The organism is Brevibacterium sp. NPDC049920, from assembly GCF_040656435.1.
GTDB lineage: Bacteria > Actinomycetota > Actinomycetes > Actinomycetales > Brevibacteriaceae > Brevibacterium > Brevibacterium pityocampae.
Map to the genome: position 1 here is coordinate 147,966 of NZ_JBFAMF010000001.1, position 15,074 is coordinate 163,039.

The following is a 15,074-nucleotide window of genomic DNA, read 5'->3' on the forward strand; positions in this document are numbered from 1 at the left end:
ATCACTTCTTCTTCCGAGCGGTGCGGCGTCGCTGCGAGGGGCGCTGCGGGGTGCGGTTGGCGGCGCTGTCGGCGGCCCGCAGCGACCGGGCGTGGTCGACGAGTCCGGCGATGAGGGAGCCGAGGTGCGCCTCGGCGGCGATGACGTCGACCGTCAGCCCGTGGTCCTCCGCGGTCTGCGCGGTGGCCGGGCCGATGCACGCGACGACGGTCGAGGGATGCGGCTTGCCCGCGATCCCCACGAGGTTGCGCACGGTGGACGAGGAGGTGAAGAGGACGGCGTCGAAGTCGCCGCGCTTGATGCTCTCGCGGATGGGCGCCGGGGGCGGGGCGGCGCGCACGGTGCGGTAGGCGGTGACGTCGTCGACGTCCCAGCCGGCCTCGCGCAGTCCGTCGACGAGCACTTCGGTGGCGATGTCGGCGCGCGGCAGCAGCACCCGGTTGATGGGGTCGGCGGAGTCCTCGAACTCCGGCCAGTCCTCGAGCAGGCCGCGGGCCGACCACTCCTCGCTCGGCACGAGGTCCGGTGCCACGCCCCAGTCGAGCAGCGCCTGGGCGGTGGGTCCGCCGACCGCGGCGACCTTGACGCCGGCGAGGCAGCGGGTGTCGAGGCCGAACTGCTCGAGCCAGTCGCGCACCGCGCGCACGGCGTTGACCGAGGTGAAGCCCACCCACTGGTAGTCGCCGGTGACGAGGGCGCGGATCGCCTTCTCCATCTGGTTGGGGGTGCGCGGCGGCTGGATCGCGATCGTCGGCACGATCGTGCCGACGGCGCCGTGCTCGGTGAGCAGCTCCGCGGTCGAGGCGCCCTGCTCGCGGGTGCGCGGGATGAGCACCTGCCAGCCGAACAGCGGCTTCGACTCGAACCAGGACAGGTCTCTGCGCTGCTCGATGCCCTGGCCCATGAGCATGACGACCGGCTCGCTCGCGGCGGCCTCGTCGAGCAGCCGGGCGGCGGCCGTCGACATCGTCGCCTCGATCGTGACCTGGTGGACGGTGGAGATCTGGGTGGCGAGCAGCACCGGGGTGGACTCCGGCCAGCCATCGGACAGCAGCGCGGTCAGGGCCTCGATCATCTGCTCGACGGTGCCGCTGATGACGTGGCCGGTGTTGCGGTGCTTGGAGACGTCGGTGTGGGTCTGCGAGCCGGCCTCGACGAAGCGCACGGAGCGCACCCGGTTGGTGGTGATCGGGGTGCCGGTGTAGGCCGACATGGACGAGCTCGTGCCGACGCCGGGGACGATCTCGAACTCGACTTCGTTGCGGCGGCAGGCGGCGGCCTCGTCCGTGGTGGTGGAGAACAGGATGCCGTCGTGCGGGACGAGTCGCACCACGGTGCCGTGCTCGCGGGCGAGCTCGGCGAGCCGGCGGCCGCGGGTCGAGGCGGCCTGGCCGAGCTCCTCGGCGTCGACGAGCGGCACCTCGGTGTCGACGAAGGCCTCGACGATCTCGTCGAGCACGCCCGGGTCGCGGACGACGAGCGCGGCGCGCTCGAGCAGCTCCGCACCCTTGTAGGTCATGAGACCGGGGTCGCCGGGGCCCACGCCGAGGAAGTAGACGAGCGGGCGGGGCTCTCCGCCGTGCAGGGCGGAGAGCGCGGCGGCCGCGGCCGTCGGCGCATTCGTCTGTGCGTCCGTCTGGGCGTTCTTCGGCTCAGTCATCGGCACCGTCCTGGGTGTCTCCGGCGGCACCGACGCTCGCCGGGGTGCGCGGATCGACGTGCTCGGACGGCGCGTTTGTGCCGGCCGAGCCGCCGATCGTGATGCCGAGTGCGGAGAGCATCTCATCGGCGGTGTCGACGCCCAGCGAGCGGGCGGCGTGGCGCACCTCGGCGCGGGTGACCTCGGCGCTGCGGCGGGGCAGGCTCGCCATCCGGCTGACGCGCTGGAGGCGGCCGGCGTCGTCGGCCATGACCCCGGTGATGCTCAGCGAGTGGCCGTCGATCTGCGCGAGCGCGCCGATCGGGGCGGAGCAGCCGGCCTCGGCGCGGGACAGCACGGCGCGCTCGCACATCACCGCGAGCGCCGTCGCCTCGTCGTGGATCGAGTCGAGGGCGCGGCGCACCTCGGCGTCGAACTCGCCGAGGTCGGAGTCGACCGAGCGGCACTCGATCGCGAGCGCGCCCTGGCCGGGGGCCGGGAGCATGACGGAGGAATCGATGACGTCGGTGACCTCGGCGAGCCGGCCGAGCCGGCGGATGCCCGCGGCGGCGAGCACGACGCCGTCGATCCGGCCCTCGGTGACGTGGCGGATGCGGGTGTCGACGTTGCCGCGCACCCCGCGCACCTCGATGTCGGGGCGGGCGGCGCGCAGCTGGGCGGCCCGGCGCGGCGAGCCGGTGCCGACGATCGACCCGGCGGGCAGCTCGGACAGTGCGAGCCCGTCGCGGGCGATGAGGACGTCGGAGGGGTCGACGCGCGGCGGCACCGCGGCGAGCTCGATGCCCGGCGCCGGCGCTGTCGGCAGATCCTTGAGCGAGTGCACGGCGACGTCGATCTTGCCGGTGAGGAGCGCGGTGCGGACGGCGGACACGAACACCCCGGTGCCGCCCATCTGGGCGAGCGGGTTCATGTTGACGTCGCCCTCGGTCACGACCTCGACGATCTCCACCCGCCAGCCGGTCTGCGCGGCGATCTGCTGGGCGATCGCAGTGGACTGGGAGCGGGCGAGCATCGAGCGGCGGGTGCCGAGCCGCAGGGTGCGCCCGGTGGGCTTGGCCGGCTCGATGACGTCGAGCGTGTGGTCGGCGACCGGGCGCAGGCCGTCGGCGGGGATGTAGTGGTTGTTCCGCGCGGTCACCGGCGGCACGCCGGGGGCGCTGACGGCGACCTTGGAGCGGTCGATGCCGTCGGCCTTGGGCTTGGCGGAGAGGTCGAACAGGGTGGTGAGCGCCGCGGCGTAGTCGACCTCGGAGTCGCCGGCGGAGAGCTCCTTGACCTTGACGGTGGGCGTGTGGATGATCTTGTCCACCGCGCGGGCCATCGCCTTGCGGATCTCCGCGAGCGCCCTCTCGTCGACCTTCCCGGCGAGCTTCTTCTCCAGGCGCGCGTACTCGGAGTCGACGGTCGCCTCGGCCTGGGAGCGCAGCGCGCTCACCGTCGGAGCGATGCGGCGGGCCTCGCGGTGAGCGGCGAGGCTCTCCATCTCGGTGCGGATGATTCCGCGCACCTCGGTGATGACGGACACGACGTCGGAGTCGGTGCGGTGGCCGGTGTCGGCGAACATCGCGGACAGGTCCTCGAGGCCGAGCAGGCGGATGTGCGGGAGCTCCTCGACGTCCGGGGCGATGTCGTGCGGCAGCGCGAGGTCGATGAGGAACTTGTTCGGCTGGTCGTCGAGGTCCTGCTGCATGCCGGCGATGATCTGCTCCTGGCCGAGCACGGTGCCGCGGGAGCCGGTGACGGACACGACGAGGTCGGCATCGGCGATCTCGCGGGCGAGCGACTCCGCGTCGAGGGCGATCGCGCGGCCGCCGACGGGGGCGACGAGCCGTTCGGCGCGATCGAGGGTGCGGTTGATCACGGTGATGCGGGCGACCCCGGCGCGGTGGAGGGTGGCGACGGTGAGCCCGGACATCGCGCCGGCTCCGACGACGAGCGCCTCGGCCTGCTCGAGCGGGCCGATGTGGGGCACCGCCGCGGCGAGCGCGGTGTCGAGGAGCGACTGGGAGACGCTGTCGAGCGCGGTCTCGGAGTGGGCCCGCTTGCCGACGCGCAGCGCCTCCTGGAGGGCGCGGGAGAGGTCGCCGGTGAGCGCACCGGAGTCCTGCGCGGAGGTGAAGGACTGGCGGAGCTGGCCGAGGATCTGCGCCTCGCCGAGCGCCATCGAGTCGAGGCCGGCGGCAAGGGTGAGGAGGTGCTCCATCGCCTTGGCGTCGAAGTACACGTAGACGTGGTGGGCGAGCTCGTCCCAGGGCAGTCCGACCGCCTCGACGAGCGCGGAGCCGAGGTCGGCGAGGCCGCCGTGGAACGCCTCGACGTCGGCGATGAGCTCGAGCCGGTTGCAGGTGGCGAGCACGGTCGCCCCGCCCACGTACTTCCCCGCCCGGGCGCGGCCGAGGAGCGCGTCGACCCCCGTCGCATCGAGGGCCAGCGCGTCGAGGACCGACATGGGCGCTGACCGGTGGGAGATTCCCAGGACGAGAAGGGTCACTGCTGCTCCGTTGTGTCTGCTGGTGCGTCGGTGTCTGTGCGTGCTCCGGCCGGGTCGGTGCCCGGTGCGGCCGGGCGGGTGTCCGGGGACTCCACGGAGGTGTAGTAGGCCAGCACCTGGAGCTCGGTGGCGAGGTCGACGTGCCGGACGCGGACCTCGGAGGGGACGGTGAGGACGACGGGGGCGAAGCTCATGAGCCCGCGCACCCCGGCGTCCACCGCGGCATCCGCGGCGGCCTGGGCGGAGGAGGCGGGGACGGCGATGACGATGAGCTCGATGCGCTCGGCGGCGACGACGCGGTGGATCTCGGCGACCGGGGCGACGGCGACGCCGCCGACGGTCGTGCCGATGACCGCGGGGTCGATGTCGAAGACGCCGTGGAGGGCGAAGCCGCGGTCGGGGATACCGGCGTAGTCGGCGAGGGCGGAGCCCAGGCGGCCGGCGCCGATGATGCCGATCCGGCGCGTCCGGTCGACGCCGAGGAACTCGCGGATGGTGGCGGCGAGCGCCGCGCAGTCGTAGCCGACACCGCGCCGGCCGGCGGATTCGAGGTGGCTGAGGTCGCGGCGCAGGATCGCGGAGCGCACCCCGCACATCCCGGCGAGCTCCTCGCTCGACACGGTGGGGACGCGCTCCGAGATGAGCGCCTCGAGTGCCTGGAGGTAGCCGGGCAGCCGACCCACCACCGGGGCGGGGACAGCGCGCGCGGGCATGCCGGGCCGGGATGCCGACCGGGGCACCGTATCCACCACCGAGCTCACTCCTGTTCCATGTGGTCGCCGGCGGCCGTGGTCATGGCCGGCGGGCGATGAGCGCGTCGATCGCGCGGGCGAGCCGCTGCGGATCGACGCGGTAGAAGCTGTGCTGCCGGCCGTCGAGGAGGACCACCGGCACGTCCCAGCCGTACTTGTCGCGGAGATCGGCGTCGGTGTCGACGTCGACCTCGGTGAGCGTGACGTCGCGGGAGGCGATCGCGGTCTGCACGTTCTCCCGCGCGGTCTCGCACAGATGGCAGTCCCGGCGGGTGAGGAACGTCAGCTCGACGCTCATGCTCTGCTCCCTCGACGGCGCTGGGCCCGGACGGCAGTACGAAGCCCCGCCGGCGTCTCCGACGGGGGCCCGAAGCCGCGGACCAGCGGCTTACTTCTTGTTGCGGCGCTGGTGGCGGGTCTTGCGGAGAAGCTTGCGGTGCTTCTTCTTGGCCATACGCTTGCGACGCTTCTTGATGACAGAACCCACAGTGTTTCCTCACGGAGTCGAAATCCAGGTGAACACGCAGTGCGCACCTGCTGAACTGAACCGCTCGATTCTATCGCTTCCCGGCGTCGAACCCCAAGTTCCCCGTCCCGGTGAGACGCACCCCACGCGGCGGGCGGGGCGCTCGGTGCGCCCCGAGCGGTGGGACGGGGCGCCTCGGCGGCGGGGTGCGGCGGAGCAGCGGGGCGGCTCGGTGGCCGGCGTCAGTCGTAGTAGGCGTCGAGGCCGTAGAAGGGGAAGATGTTCTTCCGCGTCGACATCACCGTGCGGTCGAGGTCGGACTCGGGGTCGAATCCCTCGGCCCAGGAGGCGAACATCCCGTCGTGGCCGTCGGTCATGACCTCCGGCGGGGTGACCCCGGCGATCGCGGTGACGTAGTCCTTCCAGCGCTCGGGCAGGGCGGTCGAGGGGGCGATGTCGGCCCCGGCGGCGATCGCAACGAGGTTGACCCAGGCGCGCGGGACGACGTCGACGAGCGCGTACCCGCCGCCGCCGGTCGCGAGCCACCTGCCCTCGGCGTAGTCGTCGGCGAGGTCGCGTACCCATTCGGCGGCGCGGCGCATCGCATCGACGCTGAGCCGCAGGTGGGTGAGCGGGTCGAGGCGGTGACCGTCGCAGCCGTGCTGGGAGATCAGCACCTGCGGGCGGAACTCGCGGAGCACGGCGGGCACGACGGAGTCGATGGCGCGCAGCCAGTCGGCGTCGTCGGTGCGCGGGGGCAGGGCGACGTTGACCGCCGAGGCGGAGGCGGAGAGCCCGCCGATGTCGTTGGCGAAGCCGGTGCCCGGGAACAGGAAGCGGCCGTTCTCGTGGAGCGAGATCGTGAGCACGCGGGGGTCGTCCCAGTAGAAGTTCTCCACCCCGTCGCCGTGGTGGGCGTCGAGGTCGAGGTAGGCGATGCGCTCGTAGCCCTCGGCGAGGAAATGGTCGATCGCGCCGGCGAGGTCGTTGTAGACGCAGAAGCCGGCGGCGCGGCCCGGCATCGCATGGTGCATGCCGCCGCAGAAGTTCACTGCGCGCTCGTAGTTCCCGCCGGTGATCGCGCGAGCGGCTTCGACGCTGCCCTGGAAGATGCGGCCGGAGGCCTCGTGGATCTTCTCGAAGCGGGGCACGTCCTCGGTGCCGACGCCGTACTTCTGCGCGGCGGCGTCGTCGATCGCGCTCGAGCGCTCCGCATCCTTGACCGCGTCGACGAACTCCCGGGAGTGGAGGCGGAGCAGGGTGGGCTCGTCGACCTCGGGGACGCCGGAGATGTGGACGCGAGCGTTGTCGAAGAGCCCGAAATCGGTGGCGAGCTTGGCCGTGAGGTCGAGACGCAGCGGGTTCATCGGGTGCTCGGGCCCGAAATTGTACTCCGTGAAGGAGTCGTCCCAGATGACGAAAACGTCGGTCTCGCGCCTGCTCATTCCCCCACTGTAGCGCCGAACGCGAGCCGGGTCACTGTCGATCCGGAGGGGTGGGCGCGGGTGGTTCGGAGAAGCACGCCACGGTCCGCTCGGAGGGCCAGGAGCGGCAGGCGGAGTGGTGTTCCGTACGCCATCTCGATGATCCATCGATTGCCTATTCAGAACCGAGCGGTCGTTAGGTAGTCTTCAAATACCCCTGAACCACCCGTTCCGCATCCGACGACAAAGGTGTCCGACAGCATGAAGACCAGAACCCTTCCTCTCCTCGCCCTCGCTTCCTCCGGCACTCTCCTCCTCAGTGCCTGCGCGGGCTCCGCCGGCAGCGGTGGAGGAGGCGGAGCCGGTGGCGGTGAGGGATTCGAGTACGGCGCCTCGCAGGAGGACGTCGACGCCGCGCTCGCCGGCCTCGAACCGGTGACGCTCAAGTACCAGCCGCCGGCGGCATCTCAGAACTCGATCATGGCCCCGGCCGCGCTCGCGTACAAGGACTACATCGAGGAGCGCTCAGGCGGCCAGATCGAGATCGAGATCATCTGGGGGCAGGCCATTGCCGGCTACTCCGAGGTCGACGACGCGCTCGCCGACGGACGCCTCGACCTCGCGTACGATCTGCCGATCTACAATCCCAGCGACTATCCCTCGTTCGACGCCGCGGCGAAGTCGTTCTCCGGGGTGCCGATTTCACCGATGACCGGAGAGATGGTGATGACCGCAGTCTCGGCGGACATCGGCTGGAACTCCCAGTCGCTCCTCGACGAGTACGAGGCGCAGGGAGTCACTCCCCTGACCCCGATCGTCTCTTCGGGCGGCTACTACGCCGTGTGCGCAGAGCCGGGGTCGCAACCCGACGACTGGAAGGGCAGGCAGATCCGCGTCGCGAGCACCTCGCATCACGGCGTCGCCAACGCCCTGGGCGCCTCGCCGGTGTCGATGGAGTACGTCGAGGTGTTCGAGGCGCTCCAGCGCGGCACCGTCGACTGCACCTTCGCACAGCTCCTGCCCTCGGCGGAGTCGGGGATCCTCGAGGTCGCCCCGAACATCTCCTACAGCACGGACGAGGCGAGCATGTCCTCCCGTGCGGTCGGCGCCGAGCTCGCCGGCTCGAGCTTCGCGAACCTGCCGCTCGCCTACCAGCAGATCATCTTCGACGCCGCGGCCACCTCCTACTCCGGGTTCGTCGGGATCACCGCCGACGGCAACGCGGAGAGCGTGCGTCAGGCCAAGGAGGCCGGCGGCGAGATCGCGGTCTTCGACCCTGCGACGGAGGAGATCATCAAGGAGGAGAACGCCCGGCAGCGTCAGGAGGTCGTGGACGGGGGCATCCTCGGCGATGACATCGACACCCGCGTGAGCGAGTCGATCGAGACGTGGAGCAGCGCGGTCGAGGAGCTCGGCTTCGAGGACGGCGGCTCCTTCGAGGAGATGGATACCTGGTGGGAGAGCGGTGAGGCCGACTTCACCCCGATGGCCGAGCGGGTCTTCGAGGAGACCGCACTCCCCTACCGCCCGCAGTGATCGCGAGGTGACTGCCGACGCCCACCCGGAGCGCCATCGCTCCTGGTGGGCGTCGGCACTGTCTACACTGGCCCTGTGATTGGACTGTCCCTGTGAATGGTCGCCGGCCGGCGTCCCCGTTCCGCGACCGGGTGTTCGACCCCGGCCGGCGGTTCCGCGATTTCATCGACGATCTCGCCGACACCTCGCCCGCGCGCCTCGCCATGGTGTCCTTCCTCGGCGTCATCGGGATCGTCACTGCGCTCCTGAGCCTGCCGATTGCTCACCGGGACCCCTCCGAGTTCAGCTTCGCCACCAGCCTGTTCGTCGCGGTCTCCGCGGTCTGCGTGACCGGCCTGTCCCCGGTGGTGACGGAGGTCCACTGGTCGGACTTCGGGATCGGGGTCATCACCGCCGGCATCCAGGTCGGCGGCCTCGGCATCCTCACCCTCGCCTCGGTCCTGGGGATGGCGGTGTCGAAGAAGCTCGGGGTGCGGCAGCGCCTCATCGCCGCCCAGGCGACGAACACCTTCCAGATCGGGCAGGTGGGCACCCTGCTGCGGACCGTCGTCGGGACGATCGTCATCGCCGAGGTCATCGTCGCCGCGCTGCTCCTGCCCTCGCTCATCGCCAAGGGCGAATCGCTCGGCACCGCGATCTGGCACTCCGTGTTCTACGCGATCTCCTCATTCAACAACGCCGGGTTCACCGTCCACCCCGGCGGCATGGAGCACTTCACCGGAGACACGTGGTTCCTCTCGGTGATCATGGCCTCGGTCTTCGTCGGCTCGCTCGGATTCCCGGTCGTGCTCATGGTGACGATCGCGTGGAACCGCCCCCGCAGCTGGGACCTCCACACCAAGCTCACGCTCGCCACCTCGGCGATCCTCGTGTTCGTCGGCTTCATCATGCTCCTCTTCTTCGAGTCGTCGAACCCTCGCACCCTCGGCGCCTCCGGCCCGGGGAACACCGTGCTCGAGACGCTGTTCATGGCCGTCATGCCGCGCTCCGGCGGCTTCGCCACGATGGCCGTCGAGGACATGAACCAGACGAGCCTCCTGCTGCTCGACGTCCTCATGTTCATCGGCGGCGGCTCGTCGTCGACGGCCGGCGGGATCAAGGTCACCACGCTCGCGGTGCTCGCCCTCGCCGCGCTCGCCGAGGCCCGCGGCCTGCAGGAGGTCTCCGCGTTCCACCGCCGCATCGACCCACCGGTCATCAAGGTCGCGATCTCGGTGACGCTCGCCGGCGCCGCCCTGGTCTTCACCGGCACCCTCGCGCTGCTGCACTTCACCCGCATGCCGCTCGACCTCGTGCTGTTCGAGGTGATCTCCGCATTCGGCACGTGCGGGCTGAGCTCCGGAGTCTCCGCGGCATCCCCCGACGCCGGGCTGTACGTGCTCAGCGCGCTCATGTTCCTCGGCCGGCTCGGTACGATTACGCTTGCCGCAGCACTGTCCCAGCAGAACACGCGCCGGTTGTTCCGCTACCCGGAAGAGAGGCCGATCATTGGCTAAGAAGTCACGCGCCGACCGCGCCTCCGGACAGGGCCAGAGCTCCTCGATCCTCGTCATCGGGCTCGGCCGGTTCGGCGGGGCCACGGCGGAGAACCTCATGAAGCTCGGCCGCGAGGTCATGGCGATCGAGAAGAATGCCGAGGCGGTGCAGGAGTGGTCGGGCCGCCTCACCCACGTGGTCGAGGCCGATGCGACGAACATCGAGGCGCTGCGGCAGATCGGTGCCGGGGAGTTCAGCACCGCAGTGGTGGGAATCGGCACCTCGATCGAGGCGAGTGTGCTCACCACGGCGAACCTCGTCGACCTCGGGATCGATCAGGTGTGGGCGAAGGCGATGTCGAACTCCCACGGCAAGATCCTGCGGCGGATCGGTGCCGAGCACGTCCTCTACCCCGAGTCCGAGGCGGGTGCGCGCGTGGCGCACCTCGTGTCCTCCCGGATGCTCGACTTCATCGAGTTCGACGACGGCCACTTCGCCGTCGTCAAGATGCGCCCGCCCAAGGAGGTCCAGGGCTTCACCCTGGCCGAGGCGGGGATCCGCGACACGTACGGCGTCACGGTGGTGGGCATCAAGAGCCCCGGCCGGGATTTCACCTACGCCGAGCCCTCGAGCCGCGTCGGCAGCCAGGACGTGCTCATCGTCGCCGGCCACGTCGAGCTCCTCGGCCGCTTCGCCGGCCGCCCCTGAGAGGCGGTTCGCCGGGCGCCCCTGAGACGCGCCCTGGGAACCGAATCCCTCGAGCACAGTTCTCCACGTCCCCATCGACCTGCCGTTTGTGCTCGAACCATCCGTCGACCTGCCAGTTGTGCTCGAACCCCCCGTCGACCTGCCGGTTGTGCTCGACGAACGGCCCGGAGAACGGGCATAAGTGACAGGTCGATGACCGGATAGAGCAGAAACGGCAGGTCGATGGCGCACCGAATGGACTGAGTCCCGGGCCGCGGGTCGATCGGCTGGTGCGAGGGCCGGCTGTGGATGGCAGGGTGACCGGTGCGAGTGGCAGGCTGTGGATCGCCAGCCGTCGTCCACACCTCGGCCGCGCCCTGCGCGTCAGGGGCTGGTTCCGCACATCATTGTCGCCATGTCCGCCTCACCGAAGCGCATCGAACTGCCGGCGCTGTTCCGCTCCACCGACCGCGCCGAGCACGGTCTGTCCCGATATCAGCTGACGCATTCGCGCGGCGCCACGCGCATCCACCGCGGAGTCTACGAGGACGCAGGCCGCTCCAGCGTCGTCAATGCTCCCCGGTGGGCGGGCCCGACATGGGTTGAGGTGCGGCAGCGGCTGGCCGCGCTGCAGACCGTGCGACCCGATGCCATCGGATCCCACACGACCGCCGCCCTCCTCCTCGGTCTCCCGACCCCCTATGGATCCGAGGCGCTCCTCCACGTCACCGTCCCGCACGGCACCCGTCCTCTCCGCCGGCCCGGAGTCGTCGGACACGAGAGCCGGCACCTCGAACCGCGCGGGCATTGCGGCGTGCACATCAACCGCGGGGACCTGGTGGTGCACGAGCTCGCCGGTCACCTGCCCGCCGGTGACCTCGTCGCGGTCTTCGACGCGCTGCTCGGCACCTGGCAGGACACCCCGGATCTCACCGTGGATGAACTGCGTTCCCTGCTCACCGGTCGCCGCCGCTACCGGGGTCGGCGCACCGCGCTCGACGCCCTGGCGAGAGCGCGTGCCGGTGTCCGGTCCCCGGGAGAGACGCGGACACGGCTCGCAATCGTCGCCGCGGGGCTGCCCGAGCCCGAGGTGGCACCCGCAGTACGGCTGCCGAGCCTCCCCGCTGTGATCCACCCGGACATGGCGTACGTCGGGCCGCGGATCGCGATCGAGTACGAAGGCCCTCAGCACCGGCTCGACGAATCGCAGTGGGATCGCGACATCGAACGCTACGGCGCGCTCGTCCGGCACGGATGGATCGTCATCCGGATCACGCGGCGCACTTCGGCGGCACGGTTCTGCCGGGAGGTCCGGGAGGCTCTCGAACTGCGTGCAGTCCCGGTGTGAGGTGCCCTGGAACAGGTCATGCTCCGGTACGCCGACCAGCCACCTGTGCATCATCGACCTGGCACATGCGCTCGATGATCGAGCCCTCCGGCGAGCACACATGGCAGGTCGACGGAGGGTTCGAGCACACGCGTCAGGTGGATGGGTTACCGGCGCCGCGGCCGCAGCCGTGCGATCAGTCGCCGGATTCCATCTCCCGGGCCCGGGCGGAGGCAGCGCGGGCGGCGCGCTCGACGATCGCTGAGAAGTCGTCGGCGGCGAACGAGGTGATCGCGGCGTGCGTGGTGCCGCCCTTGCTCGTCACCGCGGTGCGCAGCTTCCGGGGATCCGGGGTGTCCTCGAGCAGGCGGCCGGCCCCGCTGGCGGTGCCGACGACGATCCGCCGCGCCATGTCCGGGCTCATCCCCTGGGCGATGCCGGCCGCGACGAGCTCCTCGGCGAGGAGGAAGAAGTACGCCACGCCGGAACCGGACAGCCCGATCATCGTCTGCAGCTCGTCCTCGGTCATCGGCACGACGTCACCGGCCCCGGCGAGCAGTTCCGACACCTCGGTCACGGCGTCCTCCGGGACGTCTGCGGTGGCGGCGAGCGCGATGACCCCGTGGCCGATCCCGCTCGGCGTGTTCGGCATGACCCGGATGACCGGCGCGCCGCCGGACCCCTCGGCGAGCTGCGCGAGCGACACCCCGGCGGCCATGGACACGAGGATCGTGCCCGGGCGCAGGGCGTCGGTGATCTCGGCGAGCGTGTCGGCCATGAGCCAGGGCTTGACCCCGAGGAACACGTAGTCGGCCTCGGCCGCCGCACCGCGGTTGGCCTCCGCGTCGTCCTCGACCGCGGTGGTCCGCACCCCGAGCTCGTCGTGGAGCCGCCGGGCGGACTCGCGGGACTGCGTGGTGGCGATGATCGATGCCGGATCGGTGTCCCCGCGGAGCACGCCGGCGAGCAGCGCCCCGCCCATGGATCCGGTGCCGATGAATGCGATGGTCATGCGTTCTCCTCGTCTGCGGTCACGGCCGATCCCCCCGACTCGGCTCGCGCCTGAGCGGCATCGAGTCCCAGGTGCTTGCGGGCGAACGCGAGGGATTCGGCGAGCATCTCCTCGCGCGTGGACTTCTTGCGGGCGAACCGGGTGTTGACCTCGACGATGACGTCGCCGGACCAGTTGTGCTTGGCGAGGTGCTGGAGGGTCTCCGCGACGGGCATCGTGCCGCGGCCGGGCACCAGGTGCTCGTCCTTGAGGGAGCCGGCGCCGTCGGTGAGGTGGACGTGGGCGAGGCGGTCGATGATGCCGGCGACGGTCTCGAGCGCGTTCATCCCGGCCGTCGCGGCGTGGGAGAAGTCGAAGGTCATCGCGTCGTAGTCCTCGTCGAGCGGATTCCAGTCCGGGTAGTAGACGAGCACCTCGCGCACGCCGGCGCGCCACGGGTACATGTTCTCCACCGCGAGGATCATCCCGGTCTCCTTCGACAGCTCCCGCACGCCGGGCACGAACCCCTTGGCGTACTCGCCCTGCCAGCGGAACGGCGGGTGGACGACGACGGAGCGCGCGCCCACCTCCTTCGCCATCTCGCAGGTCCGGCGCAGCTTGACCCAGTGGTCCTTGTCGAGGACGCGCGGCATGAAGAGCAGGGTGGGGGCGTGGAGCGACATCACCGGCAGCCCGGTCTGCGCGGTGAGGCCGCGCATGAGGTCGACGTCCTGGGTCTCGGCGTTGTTCGTGATCATCACCTCGACGCCGTCGTAGCCCAGGCGCTGGGCGGTGCCGAACACCTCGGTCACCGTCATCGGGTAGACGGAGGAGGTCGAGAGGCCCACCCGGATCGGGTGGTCGGAGACGTGGGTGCGGTCGTGCTCGTAGACCGGGTTCCGCGCGAGCTGCTCACGGTGCTGGCGCGAGTCGGCGCGCGCCGAGTTCTTCTTGGTCAGCACCTTGCGGGGGGATCGCTTCTTCGCACTCACGGCACCGAGTCTAGCCCCCGGACCGGCCGGCGCAGGGCTCGGGCGGAGCACGGGGGTGCAGGCAGTCGTCAGCGCCCGGTCCCGCCCGCCGGGGCACGCGGGCGACTCCGTGATGCGGACCGCGCCCGCGCCTCGGCGACGGTCGGGTTCAGTCGGTGAGGACCTCGGTCGCGGGGACGCCCGGGAGCGAGATCTCCTCCGAGGTGTCGAGCAGATCGAGCTTGCGCATGATGATGCCCTCGCGCAGCGCCCACGGCGAGATGTGCATCTCCTCGATCCCGAAGATCGTGAATGCCGCCTCGGCGACGATCGCCCCGGCGAGCACCTGGCCGCCGCGGGCCAGGGAGACGCCCGGCAGCTCGGCCCGCTCCTTGGGGCTGCGGCTCGCGAGCGCCTCGATGATGTCGGGCAGGTCCGCGCGGCGCAGCATCCGCGGCGCGTAGATGCCCTCGCTGCTCGCCGCCGCCCCGCCGATCCGGGCGAGCGAGCGGAACGTCTTCGAGGAGCCGACGACCTTCTCCGGCCGGCCCACCCGGTTGATCTCGCCGGCCACGCGGCCGATCGTGTGGCGGGCGTGCCGGCGCAGGGCGTCGATGTCGTCGGCGCTCGGAGTGTCTGCGGACAGGAAGCGCGAGTGCATGCGGCCGGCGCCCAGCGGCACGGACAGCGCTGCGTCGGGGTACTCGTCCATGCCGGCGGCGATCTCGAGGGAGCCGCCGCCGATGTCGAGGAGCTGGATGCTGCCGGCCGACCAGCCGAACCAGCGGCGGACGGCGAGGAAGGTGATGCGTGCCTCCTCCTCGCCGCTCATGACGTTGAGGGTGATCCCCGACTCCTCGCGGATCCGGGCGATCGTCTCCTCGCCGTTGGGGGCGCCGCGGATCGCCGAGGTGGCGAAGGCGAGGATCTGCTCGGAGCCCTGCTCCTCGGCGACGGTGATCGCCTCGCGGCAGAACTCGACGAGTCGGTTCTGGCCGTAGCCGGAGATCGAGCCGTCGTCCTTGAGGTGCTCGGCGAGGCGGAGGACCTCCTTGTGGGAGGTCGCGGGCAGGGGTGGGGCTCCCACCCGGGCGTCGACCACGAGGAGGTGGACGCTGTTGGATCCGATGTCGAGGACTGCGAGGCGCACGAGGTCAGTCTACTGGCAGGGTGCGGGGACGCGGACCGCGGACTGGCATGCGGTCGGGAGCGGGAGCGGGAGCGGGGGCGGGAGCGCGGGCGGGACGGGGGCATGGGCGCGCCTCGTGCTCGTACTGCGGAGTATCCGAATCG

General features: G+C 71.1%; 13 protein-coding genes. 4 read left to right on the plus strand and 9 right to left on the minus strand.

The genetic code is table 11. The features are described 5' to 3' along the window. Nucleotide 1: 1 nt before the first annotated feature. From AB0I45_RS00730 to AB0I45_RS00755, 6 genes are all read right to left on the minus strand, one after another. Complete coding sequence (locus tag AB0I45_RS00730) at nt 2-1,660, minus strand: uroporphyrinogen-III synthase (protein ID WP_265809119.1); 1,659 nt, start codon at nt 1,658-1,660, stop codon at nt 2-4. Further along, nucleotides 1,653-4,151, minus strand: coding sequence for a glutamyl-tRNA reductase (gene hemA, locus AB0I45_RS00735; RefSeq protein ID WP_360316020.1), 2,499 nt, complete (start codon nt 4,149-4,151; stop codon nt 1,653-1,655). The genes AB0I45_RS00730 and hemA overlap by 8 nt, the downstream gene beginning before the upstream one ends. Continuing rightward, a complete protein-coding gene (locus AB0I45_RS00740; RefSeq protein ID WP_360316023.1) occupies nt 4,148-4,864 on the minus strand; it encodes a redox-sensing transcriptional repressor Rex in 717 nt (238 codons plus the stop codon). Before AB0I45_RS00740 ends, hemA begins: the two co-directional genes overlap by 4 nt. A 79-nt stretch (nt 4,865-4,943) precedes the next feature. Further along, a complete protein-coding gene (locus AB0I45_RS00745; RefSeq protein WP_137318026.1) occupies nt 4,944-5,201 on the minus strand; it encodes a glutaredoxin family protein in 258 nt (85 codons plus the stop codon). Nucleotides 5,202-5,291: 90 nt separating this feature from the next. Then, nucleotides 5,292-5,390 carry an AURKAIP1/COX24 domain-containing protein gene (locus AB0I45_RS00750; RefSeq protein ID WP_003792170.1) on the minus strand — a complete coding sequence of 33 codons (99 nt, stop codon included), beginning with the start codon at nt 5,388-5,390 and terminating at the stop codon, nt 5,292-5,294. A gap of 221 nt (nt 5,391-5,611) precedes the next feature. Next, nucleotides 5,612-6,814 (minus strand): acetoin utilization protein AcuC, encoded by a 1,203-nt coding sequence (locus AB0I45_RS00755; protein WP_360316029.1) that lies wholly within the window; start codon nt 6,812-6,814, stop codon nt 5,612-5,614. Nucleotides 6,815-7,054: 240 nt separating this feature from the next. Between AB0I45_RS00755 and dctP the strand changes: the two genes are divergently transcribed. The 4 genes from dctP (at nt 7,055) to AB0I45_RS00775 (ending at nt 11,840) form a co-directional block, all read left to right on the plus strand. Next, nucleotides 7,055-8,329 (plus strand): TRAP transporter substrate-binding protein DctP, encoded by a 1,275-nt coding sequence (gene dctP / locus AB0I45_RS00760; RefSeq protein ID WP_360316032.1) that lies wholly within the window; start codon nt 7,055-7,057, stop codon nt 8,327-8,329. 92 nt (nt 8,330-8,421) lie between these two features. Then, on the plus strand, nt 8,422-9,825 hold the full coding sequence (locus tag AB0I45_RS00765) for a potassium transporter TrkG (RefSeq protein ID WP_265809125.1): 1,404 nt from the start codon (nt 8,422-8,424) through the stop codon (nt 9,823-9,825). Beyond that, nucleotides 9,818-10,513, plus strand: a complete 696-nt coding sequence (locus tag AB0I45_RS00770) for a TrkA family potassium uptake protein (RefSeq protein ID WP_265809126.1) — start codon at nt 9,818-9,820, stop codon at nt 10,511-10,513. The genes AB0I45_RS00765 and AB0I45_RS00770 overlap by 8 nt, the downstream gene beginning before the upstream one ends. Before the next feature lie 394 nt (nt 10,514-10,907). Beyond that, on the plus strand, nt 10,908-11,840 hold the full coding sequence (locus AB0I45_RS00775) for a hypothetical protein (RefSeq protein ID WP_360316037.1): 933 nt from the start codon (nt 10,908-10,910) through the stop codon (nt 11,838-11,840). 175 nt (nt 11,841-12,015) lie between these two features. Here the strand turns inward: AB0I45_RS00775 and proC are convergent, their stop codons facing one another. From proC to AB0I45_RS00790, 3 genes are all read right to left on the minus strand, one after another. Then, nucleotides 12,016-12,831, minus strand: a complete 816-nt coding sequence (gene proC / locus AB0I45_RS00780) for a pyrroline-5-carboxylate reductase (protein ID WP_137318030.1) — start codon at nt 12,829-12,831, stop codon at nt 12,016-12,018. Continuing rightward, nucleotides 12,828-13,802, minus strand: a complete 975-nt coding sequence (locus AB0I45_RS00785; RefSeq protein ID WP_137318031.1) for a sugar phosphate isomerase/epimerase — start codon at nt 13,800-13,802, stop codon at nt 12,828-12,830. The genes proC and AB0I45_RS00785 overlap by 4 nt, the downstream gene beginning before the upstream one ends. Nucleotides 13,803-13,950: 148 nt before the next feature. Next, on the minus strand, nt 13,951-14,931 hold the full coding sequence (locus tag AB0I45_RS00790; RefSeq protein ID WP_137318032.1) for a Ppx/GppA phosphatase family protein: 981 nt from the start codon (nt 14,929-14,931) through the stop codon (nt 13,951-13,953). Nucleotides 14,932-15,074: the final 143 nt, after the last annotated feature.

Coding starts and splice junctions, on each gene's coding strand:
- AB0I45_RS00730 (WP_265809119.1), bottom strand. CDS start 1,660: ATGACTGAGCCGAAGAACGCCCAGACGGACGCACAGACGAATGCGCCG.
- AB0I45_RS00740 (WP_360316023.1), bottom strand. CDS start 4,864: ATGCCCGCGCGCGCTGTCCCCGCCCCGGTGGTGGGTCGGCTGCCCGGC.
- AB0I45_RS00745 (WP_137318026.1), bottom strand. CDS start 5,201: ATGAGCGTCGAGCTGACGTTCCTCACCCGCCGGGACTGCCATCTGTGC.
- AB0I45_RS00755 (WP_360316029.1), bottom strand. CDS start 6,814: ATGAGCAGGCGCGAGACCGACGTTTTCGTCATCTGGGACGACTCCTTC.
- dctP (WP_360316032.1), top strand. CDS start 7,055: ATGAAGACCAGAACCCTTCCTCTCCTCGCCCTCGCTTCCTCCGGCACT.
- AB0I45_RS00775 (WP_360316037.1), top strand. CDS start 10,908: ATGTCCGCCTCACCGAAGCGCATCGAACTGCCGGCGCTGTTCCGCTCC.
- proC (WP_137318030.1), bottom strand. CDS start 12,831: ATGACCATCGCATTCATCGGCACCGGATCCATGGGCGGGGCGCTGCTC.